Genomic DNA, 25257 nt, shown 5'->3' with positions numbered 1-25257 from the left:
GTCGGCTCCCGAATTGGCAAAGTGTCGCCCAAAGGATCGGGTCAAGGTTCCCGCCCGGGCGGCCTGTCGCTAGCTTGAAACGTCGCCTGAGGCAATGGCGGGCCGCAAGCACGGGTCCAGATTGCCCGCGAAATGAGGCTCAATTTCGCTTGATGGCGGCCCCGAGCCGCGCCAGCGCCGTCTTCAATTCTTCATCTTCGATGTCGGTCAGGCTCTCCGCCACCTTGGCGACCGCCTTGGGGTCCGGCGGGCCGGGCCGCTTGCGGGCCCGGGGCCGGGACAGGGGGGCCTGCCGGAAGGCGAGCTTGCCGACCGCGCTCCAGCCGAAGAAGCGATTGACCCGTTCCAGGATCACGTCGGCCGAGTGCTGGATCTCCAGCGCCATCGGCCCCTCGACCCGCAGCACCAGGGTTGCCGGCTCCTGCGGCTGGCCCTCGACCGGCCGTGGCCATTGCATCTTGAGCGGCTCGGCATGGGCCGCGATCTCGGGCCCCGCGATCTGCGCCCACCGCGTCACCAGCTCGCGCGCGGCAAAGCCCTGCTTGGCATAGGCCTCGGCAAAGACGTCGTTGAGCAGGATCCCGAGCGGTTTTGCGCTGATGGGACCGGGCTTGAAGATGGGGCCGGATTTGGACATGGGGGCCTTATAGCACTGCGGACGGGCCACCACGAAGAAAGACGTGGATGCCCGCGACCGGCGCCGGCACGACGTGGAGAGATCGGCGTGGGGCCGTTACAGTGAGCGCATGAGCCGCAGATCCGCCCTGAACGTGAAATCGGAACCAGTTCGACCGGATACCTCATCGCGTCCGACGCTGCTTCTCCAATGGTACGACCGCCATCGTCGCCGGCTGCCCTGGCGCGCCGCGCCCGGTGAGACGTCCGACCCTTACCGCGTCTGGCTGTCCGAGATCATGCTCCAGCAGACCACGGTGAAGGCGGTCGGGCCCTATTTCGAGAGATTCGTCGCGCGCTGGCCCGATGTCACGGCGCTGGGACGCGCCTCGCAGGATGACGTGCTGCGGATGTGGGCGGGGCTCGGCTATTACTCGCGCGCACGCAATCTCTACGCCTGCGCGGTCGCGGTGACGCGCGAGCATGGCGGCGTCTTTCCCAATACAGAAGAGGGGCTGCGCGCGCTGCCGGGGATCGGGCCCTACACGGCGGCAGCGATCGCGGCGATCGCCTTCGACCGCCGCACCATGCCGGTCGACGGCAACATCGAGCGCGTGGTGTCGCGGCTCTTTGCAGTTGAAGACGAGCTCCCGCAGGCAAAGCCGCTGATCCAGCAACTGGCGGCGACGCTGCTGGCCGACAGCCGCGCCGGTGACAGCGCACAGGCATTGATGGATCTGGGGGCCTCGATCTGCACCCCGAAGAAGCCGGCCTGCTCGCTGTGCCCGCTGAACGAGGACTGCACGGCGCGCGCGCAAGGCACCCAGGAGACGTTTCCGCGCAAGGCGCCGAAGAAGAGCGGAACGCTCAGGCGCGGCGCCGCTTTCGTGGTGACGCGCGGTGAGGAACTGCTGGTTCGCTCGCGGCCCGAGAAGGGCCTGCTCGGCGGCATGACGGAAGTGCCCGGCTCGGACTGGCTCGCCGGACAGGAGGATGCGACGGCAAAGCAGCAGGCGCCGGAGCTGAAGGGGCTGTCGCGCTGGCAGCGCAAGGTGGGCGTCGTCACCCACGTCTTCACCCATTTTCCGCTGGAGCTGGTGGTCTACACGGCGAAGGCCGAAGCCCGCACCCGCGCGCCCGCCGGCATGCGCTGGGTGCCGATCGCGACGCTTGCAGACGAAGCGCTGCCCAACGTCATGCGCAAGGTGATCGCGCATGCGCTGGATCTTTCGGGCCCATCCTCCTGACAGCACGCTGGCAGCAGCGTTAAGCTATCAGGGCGCGACACGGAGGCTGCCAATGGTCAAGACCGCGCTCGACAATTTTCCAAGGCCGCCTTGCGCCGAGCTGCTCGGATGGCGCCTGCTCGATGCTCGCCCCGAGGAGGGCTGGATCAGGCTCGCCTTCGATGGCAAGCCCGAATTCTGCAATCCGGCGGGCTTCATCCAGGGCGGCATGCTTTCGGCCATGCTCGATGACACCATGGGTCCTGCGGTGCTGGTGATGAGCGAGGGCCGGCTCTACACCACCACCATCAGCATGACCGTGAATTTTCTGGCGCCCGCAAAGCCCGGGCCGATCATTGGTGAAGCGAAGGTGATGCAGCTCGGCAAGACGATTGCGTTTGTCGAGGGCAAGCTGATGGCGGAGGACGGCACGGTTCTGGCAACAGCCAGCGCCAGCGAGCGGCTGCTGGAGGCGGCGAGGGTGGTGAAGTGAGGCGGACGCCGCTCTCTCGCTCCCTCGCTCCGTACTTACGGGGGCGCGACGAGCTTCGCTCGCGCTGAGAGGGTGGGGCGAGGGGCCTCCGTCCACGCGGGAGGTCCACGAGAGACCTGTACCCCCTCACCCGGATTGCATCGAAGATGCAACATAGCCGAAGCTTAGCTTCGGCGTTCTTAGGACGGCCGCGAAGGCGGCCTATGCCTCTCCCCGCAAGCGGGGCGAGGTGAAGAGGAGGCCGCGGATCGATGAGTGGCTAACTTACCCGCCGCGCACCGGCACTCACGATCGGCGGCTTCGCGTTCAGTGCCTCGACCTGGAATCCCGCAACGCGCTTGTAGTTCGCGGCGATGTCTTCCAGCTCCTTTTGCGACAGCACGTCGGTGACGGTCTTGTAACCGTCGGGCGCGCGCTCCTCGACGAGCTGCATCACCTGCTCGGGGCCGTTCTTGCGGTTGAGCAGGACGAGATCCGTGGTCGCGGGCCGGCGCTCGGCTTCATAGGCGCGCAGCGCGGCTTGCGTCGGGCCGTGCGCCAGGATCTCGCGGGTGATGACGCGGGCGTCGAGGATTGCCTGCGAGGCGCCGTTCGATCCGATCGGGTACATGGGGTGCGCGGCATCGCCCATCCGCGTGACGCGGCCGAAGGTCCATTGCGACACCGGATCTCGGTCGACCAGCGGATACTCATAGGCATGCGGGCAGTTCCTGATCAGGCGGGGGACGTCGAGCCAGTCGAACTGCCAGCTCTCGAACCAGGGCAAAAACTCTTCGAGCCGCGCGGTGCGGTTATAGTCCTCGCGCCGCCACTGATAGGTCGGAGGCATATGGCGCTCGGCGACCCAGTTGATCAGATGGTTGCCTGCCGCATCCGGCTCTTTCGAGATCGGATAGCAGACGAATTTCAGGATCTCGTGCCCGGCCATGATCATGGTGCGGCCGGTGAGGAAGGCCTTTGCCGGCGTGACGCCGCGCCAGAGGATGCGGCCGTTCCAGATCGGCGGGCCTTCGTTCGGGTAGAGCTTTTCTCGCGCGGCGGAATGGATGCCGTCGGCGGCGATCAGGATCGCGCCTTCGTAAATGCCGGCTGGCTTGCCGGTCGCTTTGTCGATGAAATCGGCGCGCACGCCGTCGGCCGTCTCGGTCCAGCCGGTCAGATGATGGCTGGTCAAAATGTTGTCGCGGCCGAGCCGTTCGACCGCGGTGTCCAGCAGCAGCTGCTGCAGCGTGCCGCGATGGATCGAGAATTGCGGCCATTTGTAGCCGGCTTCCAGCCCGCGCGGCTCGCTCCAGATCGGCTTGCCGTGCTTGGAGAAATAGGCGAGCTCGCGCGTGCGCACGCCGCTGGCATCCAGCTTGTCCATCAGCCCGAGCTCGATCAGCTCGCGCACCGCATGCGGCAGCACGTTGATGCCGACGCCGAGCGGCTTCAGCTCCGCGACGCTCTCGAACACTTTCACGGGAACGCCGATTCCGTGCAGGCTGAGCGCAAGCGTCAGCCCGCCGATGCCGCCACCGGCGATGAGTACCGTCATGACAAAACCCCTCCGATTGCAGGCGTCTTGGCACAGGCGGGCGGATGTGGGCAACTGCGAAGAGCAAAGCACGTAGAGCAGCGTGCTATAGACCTCGCGCCCGACAGCCGTTAATTTCCAGCTTTCCCATGAGGTCAGACATGCTCAAGCTCTACTACGCAACCGGCACCTGCGCGCTCGCCACCTACATGACCCTGGAGGAGGCCGGCGCCGACTACACGGCCGAACGGCTGAGCTTCAAGGACAACCAGCAGAACAGCCCGGACTATCTCGCCATCAATCCGAAGGGCCGGGTGCCGGCCCTGGTGACCGACCGCGGCGTCCTCACCGAGACGCCGGCGATGCTGGCCTATATCGCGCAAACCTTCCCCAAGGCCAGGCTCGCGCCGCTCGACGATCCCTTCGACTTCGCCCAGGTGCAGTCGTTCAACTCCTATCTCTGCTCGACCGTGCACATCAACCATGCCCACAAGATGCGCGGCGCGCGCTGGGCGACGGAAGAGAGCTCGTTTGCCGACATGAAGGCGATGGTGCCGAAGACCATGGCCGCCTGCTTCAAACTGATCGAGCAGAAGATGTTCAAAGGCCCGTGGGTGATGGGCGATCAGTTCACGATCTGCGATCCCTATCTCCACACGCTCTCGCTCTGGCTCGAAGGCGACAGCGTCGACATCAACGCCACGCCCAGGATCGCCGATCATTTCAAGCGCATGTCGGATCGGCCGGCGATACGCAAGGTGGTGGACGCGCAGAAGGCGTGAGGCTTTCGTAGGGTGGGTTAGCTGTGCAGATGCGCGACGCGCATCTGCAGGGCGTAACCCACCTCTTTAGTTTCCGCGGAGACAGAAGTGGTGGGTTACGCCCAGCGGACTGCGCTTTGCGCAGCCGCAGGTCTAACCCACCCTACGAAGTTACGACCTCTTCTTCTCCAGCTCCCGTCCCGTCTCCAGCATCAACCGCCGCAGCCAGATCGAACCCGGGTCCATCTGCGCTCGCGTCGGATGGAACATGAACTGCTCGTCGATCCCTGGGTCGAGCGGCGGCGTCACCGCCACGAGGCCGAGCTGCTTCGACAGCGCCGCAATCAGCCGGCGCGGCACGAAGGCGACGAGGTCGGTTCGGGCGGCGACGTGCAGCGCTTCGAGATAGCCTGACACGACCAGCGAGATGTGCCGCTCGATGCCCTCAGCGCGCAGCCAGGTGTCGATCAGATCCTCGGGCTGGCCGCGAATGATCACGCCGACATGGCGCGCCGCCAGAAAAGTCTCGCGCCGCTTCAGCTTCGCTCCAACGGGATGTCCGCGCCGCACCGCCAGCGCGTCGCTGTCGGTGTAGAGCAACTGGCGGTGAAAGCCTTTGAAGGCATTGCCGATCGAGATCACGAGGTCGATGGTGCGGGCGAATTCGGCATGGAAGATCGCAGGTCCCCGCCACGGCACCACGTCGATGCGGACGTTGGGGGCGGCCCGGGTCACCTTCTCCATCAAAGGCGGCATCAACAGCTCGACCGCGAGGTCCGGCATCATCAGGCGGAATTGCCGCTCGCTGCGCGCCGCATCGAACTCATCCGGCACGAACAGCCCGCGCACCTGGTCGAGCGCCTGCGCCAGCGGCGCGCGCAGGGCTTGCGCCCGCGGCGTCAGCTCCATTCGCGCGCCGGTCCGCACCAGCAGCGGATCGCCGAAGATGTCGCGCAGGCGTTGCAACGCGTGGCTCGTCGCCGGCTGTGACAGGCCGATCCTCATGGCCGCGCGGCTGACATTGGCTTCGCGCAGCAGCGCGTCGAGTGCGGTCAACAGGTTGAGGTCAAGCGAATTCAAATTCATGAGGCGAATAGATATCATACTCTCTATCGATTTGAAGAATGCCGATCGCCCGACGATGATCTCCGCGTTGCCACCACACGGAGATGCCGCCATGAGCGCTGCCGCCAACAAGAAACTGATGCAGGACATTTTCGCCGCCGCCGCAAACCCCGATCCGGCCGCGCGCGATCGTGCCCTGTTCACCGCAAGCCTCGCCGACGATGCCAGATGGGTTGTCACCGGCCAGTATTCCTGGTCGCGGACCTTCACCGGCAAGGAGGCGATCCTCAACGATCTGCACGGCTATGTCCGCACCCGCCTGCGCGACCGGACGCGCACCGTGGCTCACCGCTTCATCGCCGATGGCGACATCGTCGTGGTGGAGGCCAAGGGTGACAACGTCACGCCCGAGGGCGTGCGCTACGACAACGACTATTGCCTGGTGTTTCGCCTCGAGGACGGCAAGATCAAGGAGATCCGGGAGTACTGCGACTCGATCCTCACCGAGAAGGCGCTGGGCCCGTTTCCGCAAGCGCCCGTGAGGGCCGCGAGCTGACCGGATTGGACGACGTCGCGTCCGCCGGCCGCTGCTGTTCGTCACGGCCCGCGATGGTCGTGCGGGTCTGGCGGACGCTGGTGGACCTCATGCGTATCAGGCGGGAACGGTCCCGGGCCCGATGCCAGCTCGCTGCCATGACCGAACGGGAGCTGCAGGACTGCGGCATAACCCGGTCGGAGATTGCCTACCAGCTGCACAAGCCCCGCCAGCGGAAATGAAGGGCGGAGCGTACGCCGGTCCCGGTCGAGCCGGCATCGGCGGCGCTCGCACCCCCACAGGCTGGGGCGGTCGCGAGCGCGCTTGGCAAAGTGACGCAGGCGACCGTCGAACCAACGTCCATCGGAGTATCCGATGCAGCGATCTGCATGCGGCTGCGGGCCTTAGCGCCAAAGCCTTGCGCAACTGCCGATTAAATCAGCAGATTTTGTATGAGCCCGGCGCGCCGGCGCGAAGAATCAGAAGGTTCAATTAACGAGTGTCCCCCATTGTGTCGCGGTGCAGCGTGGGTCGTCGGAAGACGACGCGCGGCTGCCGGGGTGGCCGCTGACGATCGCCGGACGTTCGGCCGCTCGAAGTCACATGCATCTGGGTGGACAGTGGGAATGCCGAAATTTCGTTTGCGGATCAGGGGACGCCTGTACGCAGGCTTCATGGCCCTGGTGGCGGTTGGTCTCGTGATGGCGGTGGTTGCCGTCTGGAATTTGCGAGCCGTGCAGGATCAGGTCGCCAAGCAATCGGCGCTTTCGGACAGCACCGCGCGGGTGCTGGAGATATCGACCCACCTCCAGGCGATCCAGCGGGCCAATTTGCGCTACATCTACGACGCCAGCGAACCTGCGATGAAGGAGGCTTCGGAGCGCGAGGCCGCGGCGACCGAGCTGTTGAAGGTCGGGGCGAAGGGAACGGCCTCCGAGGAGCGGCGCAAGCTCTACAACGACCTGATCGCCGACATCGCCAAGATGAAAAGCCTGCGCGACAATCTCGGGGACGCCGTCAACGAGGCGAGAACCGGCAAGGCGACGCTGCTGCCGAGCGGTGACGAATTGACCGTCAAGATGGGCAAGCTGGTCGATGTGGCCCGCGCTGCCGTCGATGAGGACACCGCGGCGCTCGTCGCGGACCTCGAATCCAGGCTGCTCCAGGTTCAAATCGCCAACTGGCGTTTCCTGGCGCTGCGCGACACCAAGGGCCCGGCGAACTTCAGGACCAATGTGGACAGGGCGATGCAGCGCCTTTCGGCGCTCGAAAAGAGCCCGCAGGCGACGGAGCTGCAGACCACGCTCGCCCCGGTGAAGACCTCGCTCGGCATCTACAAATCCGCGTTCGAGACGACCTCCGCGGCGATGCTCCAGGCCGACGAGATCTACCACAAGAACCTCGCCCCGCTCATCGTCGAGAGCATCGGCAAGCTCAAGGTCGCGGAAACCACGTTGAAGAAGGACTACAAGGAGTCGCGCTCCGCCGCCGAAGCCGTGATCGAGGGCACGACGACCGTGCAGGCGATCGCGGGCGGCCTCGCCGTCCTGTTCGGACTGATCGTCGCCTTCCTGATCGCCCGCAGCATCGTCGGTCCATTGACCTCGATGACACGCGCGATGGGGCTGCTTGCCGGCGGCAATCTCGCGGTCGAGATTCCCGGCCGCGGCAAGGCCGACGAGATCGGTGACATGGCCAAGGCGATCGAGGTGTTCAAGGACAACATGGTCGACACCGAGCGCCTGCGCCACGAGCAGACCGAGATCGAGGCGCGGCAGGCCGAGAGCCGCAAGGCTGACATGGTCAAGCTCGCAGACCAGTTCGAGCAGGCCGTGGGCGAGATCGTGAATACCGTGTCGTCGGCCTCGAACGAGCTCGAAGCCTCCGCCGGCACGCTGACGGCGACCGCCTCGCGCGCCCAGGATATCTCCACCGAGGTGGCATCCGCCTCGCAGGAAGCTTCGGCCAATGTTCAGGCCGTTGCCTCGGCCACCGAAGAGCTCTCGTCCTCGGTCAGCGAGATAGCGCGCCAGGTGCAGGAATCCGCCCGCATCGCCAGCGAGGCCGTGGGGCAGGCGAGCCGGACCAACGAGCGCGTCGGCGAACTGTCCAAGGCGGCCGCGCGCATCGGCGACGTGGTCGAGCTGATCAACACCATCGCCGGCCAGACCAATCTCCTGGCGCTGAATGCGACCATCGAGGCCGCGCGCGCCGGCGAAGCCGGCCGCGGCTTCGCGGTGGTCGCCTCCGAGGTGAAGGCGCTGGCCGAGCAGACCGCGAAAGCGACCGGTGAGATCGGCCAGCAGATTTCCAGCATCCAGGCCGCCACCGAGCAGTCGGTCGGCGCCATCAGGGAAATCAGCGGCACCATCGAGCGGCTGTCGGAGATCTCGTCGACGGTCGCGGCCGCGGTGGAGCAGCAGGGCGCAGCGACCCAGGAGATCTCCCGCAACGTCCAGCAGGCGGCCCATGGCACCCAGCGCGTCTCGACCAATATCGGCGACGTGCAGCGCGGGGCGTCGGAGACCGGCTCGGCCTCCTCGCAGGTGCTGTCGGCGGCGCGCTCGCTGTCGTCGGACAGCAACCGGCTGAAGCAGGAAGTCGCGAACTTCCTGAGCTCGGTCCACGCCGCCTGAAGCCTCAAAAGCAAAGGTCCATGCGCATGCGCGTGGACCTGAAGCGATGCTGTGGCTTGATCAGGCCGCCAATGCTGTGCTGCCAGTGCCCAACACTTGTTCATCGGAGCAGACGACGGCGATGTCTTCGTCGGCTCCCCCGTAGTCGACACCGGTAAAATACAGCCGCAATTAACGATTGTTCCGCAATGTAGGCGTGCAGCACGATTCCCGGGGGCGTGGTCGCAATGGGTCGCCATTGCAATCGGATGAAGGGTCGTCGGCTGCTTCTCGTTTCTTCCTGCTATGGGTGGACAGTGATGCCGAGCTTGCGTTTGGGAATTCGGGGGCGTCTGTACGCCGGATTTTCGGTTCTCGTGGTTCTTGGTTTGGTGATGGCCGCGGTCGCGGTCTGGAATCTGTGGGCGGTCCAGGGTCAGATGGCGCGGCTGTCCACGCTCTCGGACAACACCGCGCGCGTCCAGGAAATCTCGATCAACCTCCAGGCGCTCCGGCGCGCCAATCTGCGCTACGTCTATGATGCCAACGAGCCGGCCTTCAAGGAAGCCGCGGAACGGGAAACGGTGACGGTCGAGCTGTTGAAGGCCGCGGCCAAATCGACCATCTCCGAGGAGCGGCTCAAGATCTACAACGGCCTCACCAGCGACATCGAAAAGTTGAAGTCCCTGCGCGAGCGCATGGGCACCGCCGTCAACGAGACGACCAAGGGCAAAGCCGTTCTGCTCGCCGGCGGCGACGAGCTGACCGCCAACACCGGCAAGCTGGTCGACGCAGCGCGCGCAACCGGGGATACCAGCGTGACCGCCCCCGTCGCCGATCTTGAATCCAAGATCCTGCTGGTTCGTGTCGCCAACTGGCGCTTCCTCGCCGTCCGGGACGCAAAGGGACCGGCGACCTTCAGGACCAATGCCGATCGGGCGCAGCAAGCGCTCAAGTCACTGGAGGGGGCCGGCCTGCCGGACGAGGTCAAGACCGCGTTCGGGCCGATCAAGAGCTCGCTTTCGGCCTACAAGGCGGCCTTCGAGACGACCTCCGCCGCAATCCTCCAGGCCGATGAAATCTACCGCAACGATATCGCTCCCTTGATCAACGACAGCGTCGACAAGCTCAAGGTGGCGGAGACCGGATTGAAGGCCGACTACCAGAAGTCGCGCGCGACCGCCGACGGCGTCATCGCCAATACGACCTGGATCCAGGAGGTCGCCGGTGGCCTTGCGATCCTGTTCGGCGGCATTGTCGCCTTCCTGATCGCCCGCAGCATCGTCGGTCCGCTGTCCACGATGACCCGGGCGATGGGGCTGCTGGCCGGTGGTGATCTCAAGGTCGAGATCCCCGGCCGTGGCAAGACCGACGAGATCGGCGACATGGCCAAGGCGATCCAGGTGTTCAAGGAGAGCATGGTCGAGACCGAGCGCCTGCGCCACGAGCAGGTCGAGGTCGAGGCTCGGCAGGCCGAGGGCCGCAAGGCTGACATGGTCAGGCTCGCAGACCAGTTCGAGCAGGCGGTGGGCGAGATCGTGAATACCGTGTCGTCGGCCTCGAACGAGCTCGAAGCCTCCGCCGGCACGCTGACCACGACTGCCTCGCGCGCCCAGGATCTGTCGACGGAGGTCGCCAGCGCCTCGCAGGAAGCCTCGGCCAATGTTCAGGCGGTTGCCTCGGCCACCGAAGAGCTCTCGTCTTCGGTCAGCGAGATCGCGCGCCAGGTGCAGGAATCCGCTCGTATCGCCAGCGAGGCCGTCGGGCAGGCGAGCCGGACCAACGAGCGCGTCGGCGAATTGTCCAAGGCAGCCGCCCGCATCGGCGACGTGGTCGAGCTGATCAACACCATCGCGGGCCAGACCAATCTCCTCGCGCTGAATGCGACCATCGAGGCCGCGCGTGCCGGCGAAGCCGGTCGCGGCTTCGCCGTGGTCGCCTCCGAGGTCAAGGCGCTGGCCGAGCAGACCGCGAAAGCGACCGGTGAGATCGGCCAGCAGATTTCCAGCATCCAGGCCGCGACCGAGCAGTCGGTCGGCTCCATCCGGGAGATCAGCGGCACCATCGAGCGATTGTCGGAAATCTCCTCGGCGGTTGCCGCCGCCGTGGAACAGCAGGGCGCGGCGACGCAGGAAATTTCCCGCAACGTTCAGCAGGCGGCCCATGGCACCCAGCGCGTCTCGACCAATATCGGCGACGTGCAGCGCGGGGCGTCGGAGACCGGCTCGGCCTCCTCGCAGGTGCTGTCGGCGGCGCGCTCGCTGTCGGCGGACAGCAACCGTCTGAAGCAGGAAGTCGCCAAGTTCCTGAACTCGGTCCACGCCGCCTGAAGTCTCAAAAGCAAAGGTCCACGCGCATGCGCGTGGACCTGAACCGAAGGCGCGGCGCGATCAGGCGACCTTGGTCGTCATGTGCTTGAACATGTTGCTTCTCGCCTCGTCGTCCATCTCGGCCTTGAAGGTGAACTTGTCCTTCAGCGCGATCGCGCGTGCGGCCGCGGGCCGCGCCGAGATCTCGTCCACCAGCCGCTTCACGTTCGGGTAGCGCGCAAAGGCGTCATCGCCGAGCTTGAACGGCACCATCCGCGCCCAGCCCCATAGCGCTATATCGACGATCGAATAGCTGTCGCCGACCATATAGCTGCGGCCTTTGAGGTGACCGTCGAGAATCTTGTAGTGGCGATCGGTCTCGTACTGGTAGCGGTTATGGGCGTAGTCGTGGTTCTGGTCCTTCGGCGCAAAATGCTTGAAGTGCACGGCCTGACCGGAATACGGCCCGACACCGGTGGCGATGAACATCAGCCATGACAGCGTCTCGCCGCGCACGCTGGCGGCGGGCAGGAATTTGCCGGTCTTCTCGGCGAGATAGAGCAGGATGGCGTTGCTGTCGAACACAATGGTGCCGCCATCGTCGATCGCCGGCACCTTGCCGTTCGGATTGATCTTGAGGAATTCGGGCGTGAACTGCTCGCCCTTGCGGGTGTCGATCTTCACCGGCTCGAAAGGCAGGCCGGATTCTTCGAGATAGAGCGCGACCTTGGTCGGGTTCGGCGAGCCGTTGAAATAGAATTTGAGCATCCATCATCTCCCCAGTGTTCGTTGGCCGCGAGCGAGCGCGGCGTCATTGCCGCTGGCGCCCATCTCTTGCCTGAACCTTGTCGGAGAGAGCAACCGGCGAGTTTGCCGGGCGGTATCTGCGCGCCACGCAGATCAGCCGGCGTAACAAAGGCCGATCGCCGCCGTAAGGATCATCGCCGCGCCGACCGCCTCCAGGCGAAGCCCGAGCTTTGCTGCGAGATGCATGTCGGAGGCGCGCGCCGCGCGCTCCGATCCGCGCGGATAGCCGTGAACGATGACGTCGTGATTGAAATTGTCGTGGGCCTCGTTGCTGCTGGCAAGGCCGACGCAGATCACGAGCACGCCGAACAAAGCGAGGCCGAAAAATCCGAGCAGCGCGATCAGGAACATCGGAAACATGCCGAGCAGGAAGATCGGCAGCAGCGGCACCAGCAGCCAAGTCTCGGACTGTCGTCGCATGGAGCCCAACCGGTCAGGACGGGACTGATCGGGCGAATCTAGTCCTGGCGGGGGCGGCTTTCAACCACCACTGCTGTCATTCCGGGGCGCGCCTCTTGGCGCGAGCCCGGAATCCATTGGGCCGCATGTGCTGTGGTTGGATGGATTCCGGGTTCTCGCTTCGCGAGCCCCGGAATGACGGAGGAGAGGAAAACTACTCCGCCGCCATGCCGGCGCGGATCTCGGCACGGAGCTCGTCGATCAGCTTGAGACCCTTCTTGGTCTCGACATGCCAGAAGGTCCAGCCGTTGCAGGCCTGCGCGCCTTGCGCGACGGCGCCGATGCGGTGGATCGAGCCGACCTTGTCGCCCAGCATGATGGCGCCGTCGGCACGGACCAGCGCGCCGAGCTTCTTCTTGGCGTCGAACAGCTTCGTGCCGGGCATGATCATGCCGCGCTCGATCAGTTCCGAGAACGCGACGCGCGGGGCTTCGCGTGCGGTCATGAACGGAGCGAGACTTTCTTCCGGCAGCGGTTCCACCGCCGCGATGCGGGCTTCCGCCGCCTTCGCATAGGTCTTGTCGCGCTCGAAGCCGACATAGGAGCGGCCGAGGCGCTTGGCGACGGCGCCGGTGGTGCCGGTGCCGTTGAAGGGATCGATCACGAGATCGCCGGGCTTGGAGGAGGACAGCAGCACGCGCGCGAGCAGGCCTTCCGGCTTCTGCGTCGGATGCACTTTCTTGCCGTCGGCGCCCTTGAGGCGCTCCTCGCCGGTGCAGAGCGGGATCAGCCAGTCGGAACGTGCCTGCACGTCCTCGTTCGCCGCCTTCAGCGCCTCGTAATTGAACGTGTAGCCCTTGGCTTTTTCGTCACGCGCGGCCCAGATCATCGTTTCGTGCGCGTTGGTGAAGCGGCGGCCGCGGAAATTCGGCATCGGATTGGACTTGCGCCAGACGATATCGTTCAGGAGCCAGAAGCCGAGGTCCTGCATGATCGCGCCGACGCGGAAGATGTTGTGATAGGAGCCGATCACCCAGATCGTCGCCGACGGCTTCATCGCGCGGCGGCGGGCGGCAAGCAGCCAGGCGCGGGTGAAATCGTCATAGGCGGAGAATGAATCGAACTTGTCCCAGTCGTCATCGACGGCGTCGACATGGGATTCGTCGGGGCGCTTGAGATCGCCCTTGAGCTGAAGATTGTAGGGCGGATCTGCGAACACCAGATCGACGCTGCCTGCCTGAAGCTTCGACATCTCGGCGACGCAATCGCCGAGGATGATTCGATGCGACGGAGACTCAAAGTTTGTGCGGGGCGCCCTTGCAGACGCCCCGCGACGCGACTCTACCATGACTCAAGAACTCTGACTCAGGCGACGCTGTCGGCGACGCGGGACCAAACAACCGACTGACCGTTACATTGAAGCGGCAAAGTAAAAATCGACTTAACCCGCTGCTTTTGTGAGCAGGCCGCGCAGCGCGCGTCGCGTGCCGGCGGCTGTTCGCATTTGCCGTGTTTTGCAGTGTTTTTCGTCTTTCTTCGCGCTGCAAGAGCAGCGATGCTGCCCAAAAGACTCCAAATTTCTCTCGGAAAAAATTGCACGTCCCTCGGAAAAAATTGCTGGCGGGCGCATGCTGTCGCACTAGGCAATTTTTGCCGAGCACGATATTGATAAAGGCAACGGAAATTTTACGTATGTGGCGCGTTGAGCTTTCGCGCTTCTGCGCCCAAATGATGCCGATCGAGGACTTAAGGAAAGCCCGCCATGCGCTACGATGATTTCCGCCGCAGCGACGACGTCGAGGATCGTCGCGACGAGGGTGGCGGCGGGTTCGGCGGCGGCGGAGGCGGCGGGTTTGGCCTGCCGATGGGCGGCGGCGGGCTCGGCATCGGCACCATCATCGTGCTCGGCCTGATCGGCTATGCCTTCGGCATCGACCCACGCATCCTGATCGGCGGCGCCGAGATCCTCACCGGCGGCGGCCAGGCGCCGAGCTACCAGACCGATCGCCAGTCGTCTTCGACCTCGGCCAAGCGCGGCGCGCCGACCGACGAGGTCGGCAGCATGATCGCCGGCATCCTCGGCGAGATCGACGATCGCTGGAGCGAGATCTTCCAGGCCTCGGGCCAGTCCTATACCGGTCCGAAGGTCGTGCTGTTCCGCAACGCCACCAATGGCGGCCGCTGCGGCATGGCACAGTCGGCGATGGGCCCGTTCTACTGTCCGCCGGACCGCACCATCTTCCTCGACACCGCCTTCTTCCGCGAGGTCGAGACGCGTTTCCGCGGCTGCTCCGGCAAGTCGGCGTGTAATTTCACCACCGCCTACATCATCGCGCATGAGGCCGGCCACCACATCCAGAACCTGCTCGGCATCATTCCGCGCGTGACGCGGCTGCAGCAGCAGGTCGGCAGCAAGGCCGAGGCCAACGCGCTCCAGGTGAAGGTGGAGTTGCAGGCGGATTGTCTCTCCGGCGTCTGGGTCAATCGCGAGGCGAAGAAGCGCCCGAATTTCCTCGAGCCCGGCGACATCGACGCCGCGCTGACCACGGCGAGCGCGATCGGCGACGACACGCTGCAGCGCCAGGCCACGGGCCGCGTCGTGCCTGACTCCTTCACCCACGGTTCCGCCGCGCAGCGCAAGCAATGGTTCATGACCGGCTACCAGCAGGGCACGGTCCAGGCCTGCAACACGTTCGGCGGCGGGGCGTTGTAACGACGATCGCGTGCCCCGGACGCAGCGCAGCGCTTCTTCAGCGGTGCGCTGCAGAGCCGGGGCCCACAATGCCGGTCTCCCAAGCCTCTAAAGTGGGTCCCGGCTCTGCGGCGCGGCGCTGATGCGCCGCACCTTGTCCGGGACACGAGAGACGCACCATGGCCTCGATCGACGAATCCAAACAATTCATCCCGCTCAACATCGCGGTGCTCACCGTTTCCGACACGCGCGCGCTTGCGGACGACAAGTCCGGCCAGACGCTGGCCGATCGCCTCACCAGCGCAGGCCATCATCTCGCCGCGCGCGAGATCGTCACCGATGACGTCGAGGCGATCCGTGCCGTCATCCGCCGCTGGATTGCAGATAGCGGCGTCGACGTCGTCATCACCACCGGCGGCACCGGTTTTACGGGGCGCGACGTCACGCCGGAGGCGATCGAGCCGCTGTTCGAGAAGCGCATGGACGGCTTCTCGATCGCGTTCCACCTGCTGAGCCACGCCAAGATCGGCACGTCGACGATCCAGAGCCGCGCCACCGCGGGGGTTGCGGGCGCGACCTACATCTTCTGCCTGCCCGGTTCGCCCGGCGCCTGCCGCGACGGCTGGGACGGCATCCTGGCCGCCCAGCTCGACTACCGCACGCGGCCCTGCAATTTCGTCGAGATCATGCCAAGGCTGGACGAGCATCTGCGCCGCTCGAAGGCGCAGGGCGCGACGGTGTAGTGTCGCGGACAGTCTCGTAGGGTGGGCAAAGCGGAGCGTGCCCACCACTTCTGCCGTAATGCTGGATCGGTGGGCACGGCGCTAATGCGCCTTTGCCCACCCTACGATTTCTACAGATCCCGCTCCCACGTCTCCCCGATCAGATCCGCACCAAAACTGTGGTGCTTCTCTTCCTTCACGAGCTTGAAGCCGGCGCCTTTGTAGATGCCGCGCGCGGCGACCAGGATGCTTTGCGTCCACAGCGTCATCCTGCTGTAGCCCCGCTCGCGGGCGCCCTGGATGCACTGCTCCACCAGCGCGCGGCCGACGCCGAGCCCGCGTGCCTTCTTCTCCACCTGCAACAGGCGCAGCTTGGCGATCTCGTCCGTCGCCTTGACCAGAAAGACCGAGCCGACCGGCTCGCCACCCACTTCCGCGATCCAGCAGTGTTCGCGCGCGGCGTCGTAGTTCCTGATGAACTGGGCGCAGATCTCGGCGACCAGCGCCTCGTAGCTGATGTCCCAATTGTAGTCGGCGGCATAGGCGGCGCCCTGCCGGGAGATGACCCAGCCCATGTCACCGACGCGATGGCTGCGCAGCATGAAGGCTGCGGGCTGGCTTCGACGCTGCTCCAGCACGGTCTCGATGGTCGCCATGGCCTGCGTGAGCCGCGTTGCATCGTCGGCTGACAGCCGGGCCAGCAGTGCGGCGACCTCGTTCTGCGAGCTCAGGTTCAGCTTGGCGAAGGTCTGGCGGCCCTTGGCGGTGAGGCTGAGCTGGTATTGCCTGCGATCTGCGGGCAGGGGCCTGCGCGTGATCAGCCCCTTTTCGTCAAAACTCTGGACGATGCGGCTGAGATAGCCGGGGTCGAGACCAAGCTCGTTGCCGATCTCTTTTGCCGCAAGGTCGTCGCGATGGGCGAGTTCATAGAGTACGCGCGCCTCGCTGAGCGAGAACGGAGTCTTTCCAAGGTGCTGGTCGAGCACGCCGAGCTTGCGGGTATAAAAGCGGTTGAAGGCGCGGACCGCTGCGATGTGGTCTTCTGTGCCGTTGAATGACATAGCTCACCTCGATATTTGCCATTGTCAAATAATTATTTGACTTTGGCAAGTATCAAGGGCGCGTATCAAGTGGCCTCAGCCGATCATGACGATCCGGCTGCGCAGCATGGTCCGGGACGAGCGGCCGAGTCGCCGCAGCAGCTGCGCTTCGGAACGGCGGGCCTGCGGCGGATAGCCGCCGATCCGGTCGTAATGATCACGCGCGATCAAAAGCCCCTGATCGCCGAACGGGCCGACCAGCTTGCGCGCTACGGCCCGGAGGACGTCGCGGAATCCCGTATCGGCGTAAGGCGTGCGTGCATAGCGGAACACCGCCGCCCGGTCCCGTCCGCTGGTCGCGACGGTCTGGATGAACTGGGTGGTCTCCTCGATCCAGCCGGTTTCCAGCACCGCGCCTGCGGGGAGGAACATCAGCCAGGGCGAACGGGCCTGAAGCGCGCCGGCGGCGAGCGCCGCACCCTGCGAGGAACCCTCGAAGCCGACGAAACGGCAGCCTGCGACGTCGGCGACGCGCTCGATGACCCCATTGCGGGTGCCGTCGACCAGCAGGACTTCCCGGATGATGCCGGCGGCGGCACCGGGCACCAACGCGGCCAGTGTTGCGACCGTCGTCTGCTCGACGCCTTCGGTCGGAATGATGACGCTCAGCATGATTGAAGCTTCAGTGTCTTCGCTTCGGGAGAAGCGTAACTCGTTATGATATTGTCATAAACACGCGGCATTGCCGAGTGCAACTTTTCGCCGGGGCTTCGCTGTTCGATGGTAAACTGCCAGAGCCATCGCATCCAAATATGTCTCCTGCGGGGTGGCAATGTTGCCGAATATTTCGGCGCGAATTCGCGGTGACGGTATTATCCCGGAGTTTCGCTGCGATCCTTGCGCAGCATGCAGACCACCGCAATCCTGCATGCGGAGGATGCGAGCGGACCGACACCGGCGAATGGGAAAAGCCTGCAATCCACGGTGCTGACGAGGGGCCTTGCATGAACGCCGATCAACTTGCCGTTAGCGCGCCGTCAACATCACCCCGGCCGGACGCCGCGCCGAGCTTGCGGATCCGCGCGCTGATGCTGGGGGACCGCATCAATGCCGCCGGCCTCGAGATCGGCACGCTGGTGTCGTCGACGCCGGCCGCCTTCCGCGTTCACGCCGGCCTCGCGGTGATTTTCCGCTACGGCGTCGTGGTGCTGATCGGCCTGCTGCCTTCGGAGGAGAAGGTGCTGATCGACAACCTCAAGCCGCGCGTGATCGGCGAATTCAGTCCCTATGAAGAGGAGATCGCGCAGGCCCAGCTCTGCAAGGACGAAAGCTCCGAAGCGATCCAGCCGGGCGGGCCGATCTGCCTTTCCAAATTCTCCGACGACCGGCTGCTGCTGGTCGCCGACGCGCTCGCCAAGAGCACGTCGCTGGCCCGCGACGAGCGGCGCGTCGCTGCGGTGTTCGACGTCATCGAGCCGTTCGCGCGCGAGCTCGCCGAGCGCGGCCGCACGCCGCGCCGTCGCAAGGGCATTTTGCAACTGATCGGCAATGCGCTGCTGGTGCAGCAGCGTGTCGCCGGCCGCGTTGCGGTGGCCGAGAAGCCCGACGTGCTCTGGGAGAAGCCCGAGCTCGACCGGCTCTATGCCCGCCTCGAAGACGAGTACGAGCTGAAGGAGCGCCTCGACACGCTCGAGCGCAAGCTCACCGCCGTGTCGGAGACCGCCAACGCCTTGACCGACATCATCGACACCCAGCGCTCGCTGCGGCTCGAAATCGCAGTGGTGGTGCTGATCCTGATCGAGGTCGCGATCGGGTGCATTCAGATATTGTCAGGGACGCATTAGTTCGCCGGCTGCGAGACGGTTGAGGGGTATCTCTCAGCGAGTCTGGAGTCCTAGGGTGGGCAAAGGCGCACTTGCGCCGTGCCCACCATCGCTCCGGCGCCGCGACAGAAGTGGTGGGCACGCTTCCGCCTTCGCTCTTCGAGCTACGGCGGACAAGTCGCTTTGCCCACCCTACGATACTTTCTTATCGGTTGGAGCTCCCATCGCTCGCAGCACCCTTGTACAGTGACGGGCGATCGTCAGCTCTTCGTTCGTTGGGATCACGAACACGTCGACAGCACTGTCGCCACCGTTGATCCGCTCGTGCGCTTCGGCATTCGCCGAGGCATCGATACGCACGCCGAGCCACGCCAAGCGTTCGCCGATCTCACCGCGGATCTCCTTCGCATGCTCGCCGATGCCGCCGGTGAAGACCAGGCAGTCCAACCCTTCGAGCGTGGCCGCCATCATCGCGATCGCCTGCGCCGCACGAAAGACGAAAAGATCGACCGCCTCACGCGCCGCAGCTTTGCTGCTCGCGAGCAGTGTGCGCATGTCCGCCGAGAGGCCGGAGACGCCGAGCAGGCCGGACTGGTGATAGAGCAGCTGCTGGACCTCCTCGACCGACATCCTTTCGTGCTGCTGCAGATAGAGCAGCACGCCGGGATCGATCGTGCCGCAGCGCGTGCCCATCACGAGGCCATCGAGCGGCGTCAGTCCCATCGTGGTGTCGACGCTGCGGCCGTCGCGGATTGCGCACAGGCTTGCCCCGTTACCGAGATGCGCGATGATGGTGCGTTTGGCCGCAAGCTCCGGCGCGATCTCGGCCAGGCGCCCCGCGACATATTCGAAAGAGAGGCCGTGAAAGCCGTAGCGCCGGATGCCACGCGCCTCGAATCGCCTCGGAATGGCGAAGCGGCTCGCCGGCGGGGCGAGGCCGTGGTGGAAGGCGGTGTCAAAGCAGGCGATCTGCGTCAGCGCGGACCGGATCGTCGAGATGGCGCGGATTGGCGCGAGGCAGCGCGGCTGGTGCAGCGGCGCCAGCGGCGTCAACGCCTCCAGCTTCGCGGTGACCTCGTCCGTCAGGACGATCGGACTCGAATGATCCGGACCGCCGTGAACGATGCGATGGCCGACCGCGCGCAAGCTGCCTTGGCCGAACCGGTCCTCGATGAAGGCGAGCACCTCGGCGAAGAGATGACCGCCGTCGGCATCCGCGCCCGCCCGCTGCTTGTCGAACAGGGTATTGCCCGCAGGGTCTCTCACGACGAGCCGCGGCTTGTCCTCGTGCTCGTCGAGCAGGCCCTTGCAGAGCAGGACAGGCTCGGCCGCCGCAATCTCGAACAGGCCGAACTTGATGCTCGACGAGCCCGAATTGAGCACCAGAACCGCCTCCGGCACCGGCATGGCGTCACCCCGCCTTGCCCGGCCAGATCCAGTCGCGGACGTCAGGCATGTCCTCGCCGTGCTCGCGCACATAACGCGCATGCTCGATCAGCTTGTCGCGGAATTGTTGCTTCACCTGCGCGGCCCTGGTCGCCAGCCCCGGCACGCGCTCGATCGCCTCGATGGAGAGGTGATAGCGGTCGAGCTCGTTGAGCACGACCATGTCGAACGGCGTCGTCGTGGTGCCTTCCTCGGCGAAGCCGCGCACATGCAGGCCGGCATGGTTGGTGCGGTTATAGGTCAGCCGGTGGATCAGATAGGGATAGCCGTGATAGGCGAAGATGACCGGCTTGTCGCGCGTGAACAGGCTGTCGAAGTCGCGGTGGGACAGCCCGTGCGGATGCTGCTCCCTGGGCTGCAGCGTCATGAGGTCGACGACGTTGACGACGCGGATCTTCAGGTCGGGCAGTGCCTTGCGCAGGAGATCGACGGCGGCGAGCGTCTCCAGCGTCGGCACGTCGCCGGCGCAGGCCATCACCACGTCGGGCTCGGCGTTCGTGTCCTCGTTGCCGGCCCAGGTCCAGATGCCGATGCCGGCATCGCAATGCGTCGCGGCCTCCTGCATCGACAGCCATTGCGGCGCCGGCTGCTTGCCGGCGACGATGACGTTGATGCGGTTGTAGGTGCGCAGGCAATGGTCGGCGATCCACAGCAGCGTGTTGGCGTCCGGCGGGAAATAGATGCGGACGATGTCGGCCTTCTTGTTGGCGACGAGGTCGACGAAGCCGGGATCCTGGTGGCTGAAGCCGTTGTGGTCCTGGCGCCAGACATGCGAGGTCAACAGGTAGTTCAGCGAGGCGATCGGCCGCCGCCACGGCAGATGCCGCGTCACCTTCAGCCATTTGGCGTGCTGGTTGAACATGGAATCCACGATGTGGATGAAGGCCTCGTAGCAGGAGAAGAAGCCATGCCGTCCGGTGAGCAAATAGCCCTCGAGCCAGCCCTGGCAGAGATGCTCGCTCAGCACTTCCATCACGCGCCCGTCCTGCGCGAGATGCACGTCGTAAGGCTCCGTCGGCTCCATCCAGACGCGTTCGGTCGCGTCGAATACGGCATCCAGCCGGTTTGACGCGGTCTCGTCCGGACCCATGATGCGGAAGTTGCGCTCTTGCGCGTTCAGGCGAATGACGTCGCGCAGGAGTTTGCCGAGCTCCCGCGTCGCTTCGCCTGTGACGCCGCCAGGCTGCGGCACGTCGACGGCAAAGCTGCGGAAGTCCGGCAGCTTCAGCTCCTTCTTGAGCAGACCGCCATTGGCATGCGGATTGGCGCCCATGCGCCTGTTACCTTCGGGCGCGAGCGCCTGAAGCTCGGGGACGAGCGCGCCATTCGCGTCGAACAGTTTTTCCGGCTCGTAGCTGCGCATCCAGTCTTCGAGGATCTTCAGATGCGCCGGGTTCTCGCGGCAGCTGGCAACGGGCACCTGATGCGCGCGCCAAAAATCTTCGACCTTCTTGCCGTCGACCTCCTTCGGGCCGGTCCAGCCCTTTGGGCTGCGCAGCACGATCATCGGCCAGCGCGGCCGCTCGACGCTCTTGCGTCCGTCGCGGGCGTGTTGCTGGATCGAGCGGATGCTGGCGAATGCGACGTCGAGCGCGTCCGCCATGGCCTGGTGCATCAATTTGGGATCGTCGCCCTCGACGAACAGCGGCTCGTGGCCGAGGCCGCGGAAGAGGTCGCGGATCTCGCTGTCAGGCATCCGCCCGAGCACGGTCGGGTTCGCGATCTTGTAGCCGTTGAGATGCAGGATCGGCAGCACTGCGCCATCGTGGGCCGGGCTCAGGAATTTGTTGGAGTGCCAGGACGCCGCGAGCGGACCGGTCTCGGCTTCACCGTCGCCGACGACGCAGGCGACGATCAAATCGGGATTGTCGAACGCCGCGCCATAGGCGTGCACCAGCGCGTAGCCGAGCTCGCCGCCCTCGTGGATCGAGCCGGGGGTCTCAGGCGCCGCGTGGCTCGGAATGCCGCCGGGGAAGGAGAACTGCCGGAACAGCTTGCGCAATCCGTCCGCATTGCGCGCGATGTCGGGATAGATCTCGCTGTAGCTGCCTTCGAGATAGGTGTTGGCGACCATGCCCGGCCCGCCATGGCCGGGACCGCAGACATAGAGAATGTTGAGATCCAGCGTGCGGATGACGCGGTTGAGATGGGCGTAGATGAAGTTCAAACCGGGCGTCGTGCCCCAATGGCCGAGCAAACGCGGCTTGATGTGCTCGGCCCGCAAGGGCTCGCGCAGCAGGGGGTTGTCGAGCAGGTAGATCTGCCCGACGGAGAGGTAGTTGGCGGCGCGCCAGTAGCGATCGAGGAGATCGAGGTCGCCGCTCGCGGCGGCCGTTTTTTGCTGGATTGTCATGTTCCTGCCGACCTTCACACAGCGATCGTCACCAACCCGGTTCCGGCGTGATCGATCCGTCGGTCATGAAACGGGATGGCCGTGACGTCGGTGTTGCGGGAGGTCAAAGGCGGCCGCGCGAAGTTTGGGCAGCGCTACTGTGCATGGGGTTGTTTTCGAGTTTTTTGTTTGTGTTCTTGATTTGTTCCTTTTGCGTGCTATCTTGGTTGCATGAGTCCAGCATCCTCTCATGCTCTCAAGCACCCGCCGGTCAAGGCGCCCTCCGAGCCGGCGGGTGCGGACTCTGATTTTCCTGAACTCGCAGTCGCCATCGACCGCCAGCGCAGGCGAGGTCGGGGTGCGCAGTCCAATGCCAGCGGCCGCTACGAGGCCGAGGCGCGCGTCGCCTTCGACGACGGCTGGCAGAGCCTTGAGGATTTGCCGCCGTTCAAGACGACGGTGGCGGTCGACACCTCGCGCAAGGTGATTACCCGCAACGACTCCCCCGACATCGGTTTCGACCGCTCCATCAATCCCTATCGCGGCTGCGAGCATGGCTGCGTCTATTGCTTCGCGCGGCCGACCCACGCCTATCTCGGCCTGTCGCCGGGGCTCGACTTCGAGTCGAAACTGTTCGTGAAGCCCGAGGCGCCTTCGCTGCTGGAGAAGGAGCTCGCAGCCCCCGGCTACGAGCCGCGGATGATCGCGATCGGCACCAACACCGATCCCTATCAGCCCATCGAGCGCGAGCGCAAAATCATGCGCGGCATTCTGGAGGTGCTGGAGCGCACCGGCCATCCTGTCGGCATCGTCACCAAGTCCGCTCTGGTCGTGCGCGACATCGACATTCTCCAGCGCATGGCCAAGCGCAACCTCGCCAAGGTCGCAATCTCCGTGACCTCGCTGGATCCGAAGCTGGCCCGCACCATGGAGCCGCGCGCCTCGACGCCGCCGAAGCGGCTGGAGGCGCTGAAGCAGCTCTCGGAGGCCGGCATTCCCACCACCGTGATGGTCGCGCCGGTGATCCCCGCGCTGAACGATTCCGAGATCGAGCGCATTCTCGATGCGGCCGCTCATGCCGGTGTCAAGGAAGCCTCCTACGTGCTGCTGCGGCTGCCGCTGGAGGTGCGCGATCTCTTCCGCGAATGGCTGATGGCGAACTATCCGGACCGCTACCGCCACGTCTTCACGCTGATCCGCGACATGCGCGGCGGCCGCGACTACGACGCGAAATGGGGCGAGCGGATGAAGGGCACGGGACCGATGGCCTGGACCATCGGCCGCCGCTTCGAGATCGCCTGCGACAGGCTCGCCCTCAACAAGCGCCGCTCCAAGCTGACCACGGATCACTTCGCGCGGCCGAAGCGGAACGGCGATCAGCTCAGCCTGTTCTGATCGGGGGAGTTCTGATCGGGCAAGTTCTGATCGGGCAAGTTCTGATCGGGGACGTGGAAGAGGCGTAGCATGAGCAAGGAACTCAACGTGCCGGTGCCGCGGCTCACGGTCATCACGCTCGGCGTCGGCGACATCCGCGCCAGTATCGCCTTCTACGACGCGCTCGGCTTCTCGCGCCGGCTGAAGGCGACCGGCGAGGCGGTCGCGTTCTACGACACCGGCGGTCCGGTGCTCGCGCTGTTTCACTGGGATCAGCTCGCGGCGGACGCGACCTTGCCGGACCAGCCGAGACCAACGACCTTCCGCGGCACCACGCTCGCCTGGAACTGCCGCGCGCGTGAGGAGGTCGATGCGGTGCTGGCTTTCGCGGTCAGCAAGGGAGCGAGGTTGCTGAAGGCTGCGTCCGAGACCGATTACGGCGGCTATTGCGGCTATTTTGCCGATCCCGACGGCCATGTCTGGGAGGCCGTGGTCGCGCCCGGCATCGAGGTCGGTGAGGACCGGCGGGTACATCTGGCGGAGTAGGGCGGCCGACCTGAATAACGGGAATTATCCGGGGTTCCCGGTTGCGCCGGCTGGGCTGCTTGCGCACGATCCCGGCCATGATTCGGGACAAGTCCACCAGGAAGTCGGCCAAAGGTGCGCCAAAAGAGGATGCTGCCAAGCAGGCAGCGCCTGCCAAGGCGGCCAAGCTCGCCGACGCCAAGGCTTCCGCCGGCAAGAAAGGCGTCATCGCGATTGCGCCGCCGAGCTTCCGCCGCGAGCGCGCGCTGATCAAGCGTGGCGTCTGGCCGATCGCGGGCTGCGACGAGGCCGGCCGCGGTCCGCTGGCCGGTCCCGTGGTAGCGGCCGCCGTGATTCTCGACCCCGACCGCATTCCGCGCGGCATCGATGATTCCAAGCGCCTGACCGCCGAGGAGCGCGAAAGACTGTTCGACAAGATCTGCGCCACTGCCCAAGTCTCGGTCGCCGTCGCCTCGACCGCGCGAATCGACCGCGACAACATCCTGCGCGCCTCGTTGTGGGCCTTGAAGCGCGCCGTGGTGGCATTGCCGCAGCCGCCGCAGCATGTCTTCGTCGACGGCCGCGACCGGCTCGACACGGCTTGCGAGTGCGAGGCCGTGATCGGCGGTGACGGCATCGTGCTGTCGATCGCCGCGGCCTCGATCATCGCCAAGGTGACGCGCGACCGGCTGATGTGCGCGCTGGCGCAGGACTGCCCCGGCTACGGTTTCGAGCAACACAAGGGCTACGCCGTCCCCGAGCACCTCGACGCGCTCGACCGCCTCGGCCCCACCGTCCACCACCGCAGCTTCTTCGCCCCCGTCGTCGCCGCCCGCGCCAAGCACATGCCCTGGACCGTCGAGCCGGTGCCGGACCTGTTCGAGGTCGCCGAAGTCGAGGTGCAGGTGGAAGCTCAAATCGAGATCGACGCCTCCACAGGCCTCTAGGATTTCACTGCCGCT

23 protein-coding genes are annotated in these 25257 nt (G+C 65.4%); 13 read left to right on the top strand and 10 right to left on the bottom strand.

All coding sequences use genetic code 11. The features are described from left to right. Positions 1-139 precede the first annotated feature (139 nt). A complete protein-coding gene (locus ACVJ19_RS40745) occupies positions 140-637 on the bottom strand; it encodes a DUF721 domain-containing protein (protein ID WP_453954689.1) in 498 nt (165 codons plus the stop codon). A gap of 109 nt (positions 638-746) precedes the next feature. Here ACVJ19_RS40745 and mutY point away from each other — a divergent pair, with 109 nt between their 5' ends. Both mutY and ACVJ19_RS40735 read left to right on the top strand, forming a co-directional pair. Next, positions 747-1862 carry an A/G-specific adenine glycosylase gene (gene mutY, locus ACVJ19_RS40740; RefSeq protein ID WP_453954688.1) on the top strand — a complete coding sequence of 372 codons (1116 nt, stop codon included), beginning with the start codon at positions 747-749 and terminating at the stop codon, positions 1860-1862. 52 nt (positions 1863-1914) lie between these two features. Continuing rightward, a complete protein-coding gene (locus ACVJ19_RS40735; protein WP_453954687.1) occupies positions 1915-2334 on the top strand; it encodes a PaaI family thioesterase in 420 nt (139 codons plus the stop codon). A gap of 259 nt (positions 2335-2593) precedes the next feature. Here the strand turns inward: ACVJ19_RS40735 and ACVJ19_RS40730 are convergent, their stop codons facing one another. Continuing rightward, entirely contained in the window at positions 2594-3871 is a 1278-nt protein-coding gene (locus ACVJ19_RS40730; RefSeq protein ID WP_453954686.1) for a flavin-dependent oxidoreductase, read from the bottom strand. A 140-nt stretch (positions 3872-4011) separates the two neighbouring features. On the opposite strand from ACVJ19_RS40730, the gene ACVJ19_RS40725 reads away from it, so the two are divergent. After that, the gene (locus ACVJ19_RS40725; RefSeq protein WP_453954685.1) at positions 4012-4632 is read left to right on the top strand and encodes a glutathione S-transferase family protein; all 621 of its coding nucleotides are present in this window, start codon (positions 4012-4014) and stop codon (positions 4630-4632) included. 150 nt (positions 4633-4782) lie between these two features. Here the strand turns inward: ACVJ19_RS40725 and ACVJ19_RS40720 are convergent, their stop codons facing one another. Beyond that, complete coding sequence (locus ACVJ19_RS40720; RefSeq protein WP_453954684.1) at positions 4783-5697, bottom strand: LysR family transcriptional regulator; 915 nt, start codon at positions 5695-5697, stop codon at positions 4783-4785. 91 nt (positions 5698-5788) lie between these two features. Here ACVJ19_RS40720 and ACVJ19_RS40715 point away from each other — a divergent pair, with 91 nt between their 5' ends. The 4 genes from ACVJ19_RS40715 (at position 5789) to ACVJ19_RS40700 (ending at position 11156) form a co-directional block, all read left to right on the top strand. Beyond that, positions 5789-6232, top strand: coding sequence for a nuclear transport factor 2 family protein (locus ACVJ19_RS40715; protein WP_453954683.1), 444 nt, complete (start codon positions 5789-5791; stop codon positions 6230-6232). A 53-nt stretch (positions 6233-6285) separates the two neighbouring features. Next, positions 6286-6453: a DUF1127 domain-containing protein gene (locus ACVJ19_RS40710; RefSeq protein ID WP_453955308.1), complete on the top strand. Its 168-nt coding sequence runs from the start codon at positions 6286-6288 to the stop codon at positions 6451-6453. 384 nt (positions 6454-6837) lie between these two features. Beyond that, entirely contained in the window at positions 6838-8847 is a 2010-nt protein-coding gene (locus tag ACVJ19_RS40705) for a HAMP domain-containing methyl-accepting chemotaxis protein (protein WP_453954682.1), read from the top strand. A gap of 299 nt (positions 8848-9146) precedes the next feature. Next, entirely contained in the window at positions 9147-11156 is a 2010-nt protein-coding gene (locus ACVJ19_RS40700) for a HAMP domain-containing methyl-accepting chemotaxis protein (RefSeq protein WP_453954681.1), read from the top strand. A gap of 60 nt (positions 11157-11216) precedes the next feature. Here ACVJ19_RS40700 and ACVJ19_RS40695 read toward each other — a convergent pair whose 3' ends face one another. From ACVJ19_RS40695 to ACVJ19_RS40685, 3 genes are all read right to left on the bottom strand, one after another. Further along, on the bottom strand, positions 11217-11903 hold the full coding sequence (locus tag ACVJ19_RS40695; protein ID WP_453954680.1) for a glutathione S-transferase family protein: 687 nt from the start codon (positions 11901-11903) through the stop codon (positions 11217-11219). 132 nt (positions 11904-12035) lie between these two features. Continuing rightward, positions 12036-12362: a hypothetical protein gene (locus ACVJ19_RS40690; protein WP_453954679.1), complete on the bottom strand. Its 327-nt coding sequence runs from the start codon at positions 12360-12362 to the stop codon at positions 12036-12038. A gap of 193 nt (positions 12363-12555) precedes the next feature. After that, entirely contained in the window at positions 12556-13689 is a 1134-nt protein-coding gene (locus tag ACVJ19_RS40685; RefSeq protein WP_456739509.1) for a DNA methyltransferase, read from the bottom strand. Positions 13690-14103: 414 nt separating this feature from the next. Between ACVJ19_RS40685 and ypfJ the strand changes: the two genes are divergently transcribed. Continuing rightward, a complete protein-coding gene (gene ypfJ, locus ACVJ19_RS40680) occupies positions 14104-15054 on the top strand; it encodes a KPN_02809 family neutral zinc metallopeptidase (protein ID WP_453954677.1) in 951 nt (316 codons plus the stop codon). A 158-nt stretch (positions 15055-15212) separates the two neighbouring features. Then, positions 15213-15776 carry a molybdenum cofactor biosynthesis protein B gene (gene moaB / locus ACVJ19_RS40675; protein WP_453954676.1) on the top strand — a complete coding sequence of 188 codons (564 nt, stop codon included), beginning with the start codon at positions 15213-15215 and terminating at the stop codon, positions 15774-15776. A gap of 110 nt (positions 15777-15886) precedes the next feature. Here the strand turns inward: moaB and ACVJ19_RS40670 are convergent, their stop codons facing one another. Both ACVJ19_RS40670 and ACVJ19_RS40665 read right to left on the bottom strand, forming a co-directional pair. Further along, positions 15887-16816 carry a bifunctional helix-turn-helix transcriptional regulator/GNAT family N-acetyltransferase gene (locus ACVJ19_RS40670; protein ID WP_453954675.1) on the bottom strand — a complete coding sequence of 310 codons (930 nt, stop codon included), beginning with the start codon at positions 16814-16816 and terminating at the stop codon, positions 15887-15889. Between the two features lie 75 nt (positions 16817-16891). Next, positions 16892-17467: a glycosyl transferase gene (locus tag ACVJ19_RS40665; RefSeq protein WP_453954674.1), complete on the bottom strand. Its 576-nt coding sequence runs from the start codon at positions 17465-17467 to the stop codon at positions 16892-16894. A gap of 332 nt (positions 17468-17799) precedes the next feature. On the opposite strand from ACVJ19_RS40665, the gene ACVJ19_RS40660 reads away from it, so the two are divergent. Then, positions 17800-18639 carry an RMD1 family protein gene (locus tag ACVJ19_RS40660; protein WP_453954673.1) on the top strand — a complete coding sequence of 280 codons (840 nt, stop codon included), beginning with the start codon at positions 17800-17802 and terminating at the stop codon, positions 18637-18639. A gap of 171 nt (positions 18640-18810) precedes the next feature. On the opposite strand, the gene ACVJ19_RS40655 is transcribed toward ACVJ19_RS40660, so the two are convergent. Together ACVJ19_RS40655 and ACVJ19_RS40650 are read right to left on the bottom strand one after the other, a co-directional pair. Then, positions 18811-20025, bottom strand: a complete 1215-nt coding sequence (locus ACVJ19_RS40655; protein ID WP_456739508.1) for an acetate/propionate family kinase — start codon at positions 20023-20025, stop codon at positions 18811-18813. Positions 20026-20029: 4 nt separating this feature from the next. Beyond that, a complete protein-coding gene (locus tag ACVJ19_RS40650; protein WP_453954672.1) occupies positions 20030-22417 on the bottom strand; it encodes a phosphoketolase family protein in 2388 nt (795 codons plus the stop codon). Positions 22418-22627: 210 nt separating this feature from the next. Between ACVJ19_RS40650 and ACVJ19_RS40645 the strand changes: the two genes are divergently transcribed. The 3 genes from ACVJ19_RS40645 (at position 22628) to ACVJ19_RS40635 (ending at position 25242) form a co-directional block, all read left to right on the top strand. Then, positions 22628-23791 (top strand): PA0069 family radical SAM protein, encoded by a 1164-nt coding sequence (locus ACVJ19_RS40645; RefSeq protein WP_453954671.1) that lies wholly within the window; start codon positions 22628-22630, stop codon positions 23789-23791. A gap of 69 nt (positions 23792-23860) precedes the next feature. Beyond that, positions 23861-24316, top strand: coding sequence for a VOC family protein (locus ACVJ19_RS40640; protein ID WP_453954670.1), 456 nt, complete (start codon positions 23861-23863; stop codon positions 24314-24316). Between the two features lie 77 nt (positions 24317-24393). Then, positions 24394-25242: a ribonuclease HII gene (locus ACVJ19_RS40635; RefSeq protein ID WP_453954669.1), complete on the top strand. Its 849-nt coding sequence runs from the start codon at positions 24394-24396 to the stop codon at positions 25240-25242. Positions 25243-25257 lie beyond the last annotated feature (15 nt).

Source organism: Bradyrhizobium sp. USDA 376, assembly GCF_054063675.1.
Note: the sequence above shows the minus strand (reverse complement) of the source record. Positions and strands in the feature narration are given on the sequence as shown.

Coding starts and splice junctions, on each gene's coding strand:
- ACVJ19_RS40745 (WP_453954689.1), bottom strand. CDS start 637: ATGTCCAAATCCGGCCCCATCTTCAAGCCCGGTCCCATCAGCGCAAAA.
- mutY (WP_453954688.1), top strand. CDS start 747: ATGAGCCGCAGATCCGCCCTGAACGTGAAATCGGAACCAGTTCGACCG.
- ACVJ19_RS40735 (WP_453954687.1), top strand. CDS start 1,915: ATGGTCAAGACCGCGCTCGACAATTTTCCAAGGCCGCCTTGCGCCGAG.
- ACVJ19_RS40730 (WP_453954686.1), bottom strand. CDS start 3,871: ATGACGGTACTCATCGCCGGTGGCGGCATCGGCGGGCTGACGCTTGCG.
- ACVJ19_RS40725 (WP_453954685.1), top strand. CDS start 4,012: ATGCTCAAGCTCTACTACGCAACCGGCACCTGCGCGCTCGCCACCTAC.
- ACVJ19_RS40720 (WP_453954684.1), bottom strand. CDS start 5,697: ATGAATTTGAATTCGCTTGACCTCAACCTGTTGACCGCACTCGACGCG.
- ACVJ19_RS40715 (WP_453954683.1), top strand. CDS start 5,789: ATGAGCGCTGCCGCCAACAAGAAACTGATGCAGGACATTTTCGCCGCC.
- ACVJ19_RS40710 (WP_453955308.1), top strand. CDS start 6,286: ATGGTCGTGCGGGTCTGGCGGACGCTGGTGGACCTCATGCGTATCAGG.
- ACVJ19_RS40705 (WP_453954682.1), top strand. CDS start 6,838: ATGCCGAAATTTCGTTTGCGGATCAGGGGACGCCTGTACGCAGGCTTC.
- ACVJ19_RS40700 (WP_453954681.1), top strand. CDS start 9,147: ATGCCGAGCTTGCGTTTGGGAATTCGGGGGCGTCTGTACGCCGGATTT.
- ACVJ19_RS40695 (WP_453954680.1), bottom strand. CDS start 11,903: ATGCTCAAATTCTATTTCAACGGCTCGCCGAACCCGACCAAGGTCGCG.
- ACVJ19_RS40690 (WP_453954679.1), bottom strand. CDS start 12,362: ATGCGACGACAGTCCGAGACTTGGCTGCTGGTGCCGCTGCTGCCGATC.
- ACVJ19_RS40685 (WP_456739509.1), bottom strand. CDS start 13,689: ATGGTAGAGTCGCGTCGCGGGGCGTCTGCAAGGGCGCCCCGCACAAAC.
- ypfJ (WP_453954677.1), top strand. CDS start 14,104: ATGCGCTACGATGATTTCCGCCGCAGCGACGACGTCGAGGATCGTCGC.
- moaB (WP_453954676.1), top strand. CDS start 15,213: ATGGCCTCGATCGACGAATCCAAACAATTCATCCCGCTCAACATCGCG.
- ACVJ19_RS40670 (WP_453954675.1), bottom strand. CDS start 16,816: ATGTCATTCAACGGCACAGAAGACCACATCGCAGCGGTCCGCGCCTTC.
- ACVJ19_RS40665 (WP_453954674.1), bottom strand. CDS start 17,467: ATGCTGAGCGTCATCATTCCGACCGAAGGCGTCGAGCAGACGACGGTC.
- ACVJ19_RS40660 (WP_453954673.1), top strand. CDS start 17,800: ATGAACGCCGATCAACTTGCCGTTAGCGCGCCGTCAACATCACCCCGG.
- ACVJ19_RS40655 (WP_456739508.1), bottom strand. CDS start 20,025: ATGCCGGTGCCGGAGGCGGTTCTGGTGCTCAATTCGGGCTCGTCGAGC.
- ACVJ19_RS40650 (WP_453954672.1), bottom strand. CDS start 22,417: ATGACAATCCAGCAAAAAACGGCCGCCGCGAGCGGCGACCTCGATCTC.
- ACVJ19_RS40645 (WP_453954671.1), top strand. CDS start 22,628: ATGAGTCCAGCATCCTCTCATGCTCTCAAGCACCCGCCGGTCAAGGCG.
- ACVJ19_RS40640 (WP_453954670.1), top strand. CDS start 23,861: ATGAGCAAGGAACTCAACGTGCCGGTGCCGCGGCTCACGGTCATCACG.
- ACVJ19_RS40635 (WP_453954669.1), top strand. CDS start 24,394: ATGATTCGGGACAAGTCCACCAGGAAGTCGGCCAAAGGTGCGCCAAAA.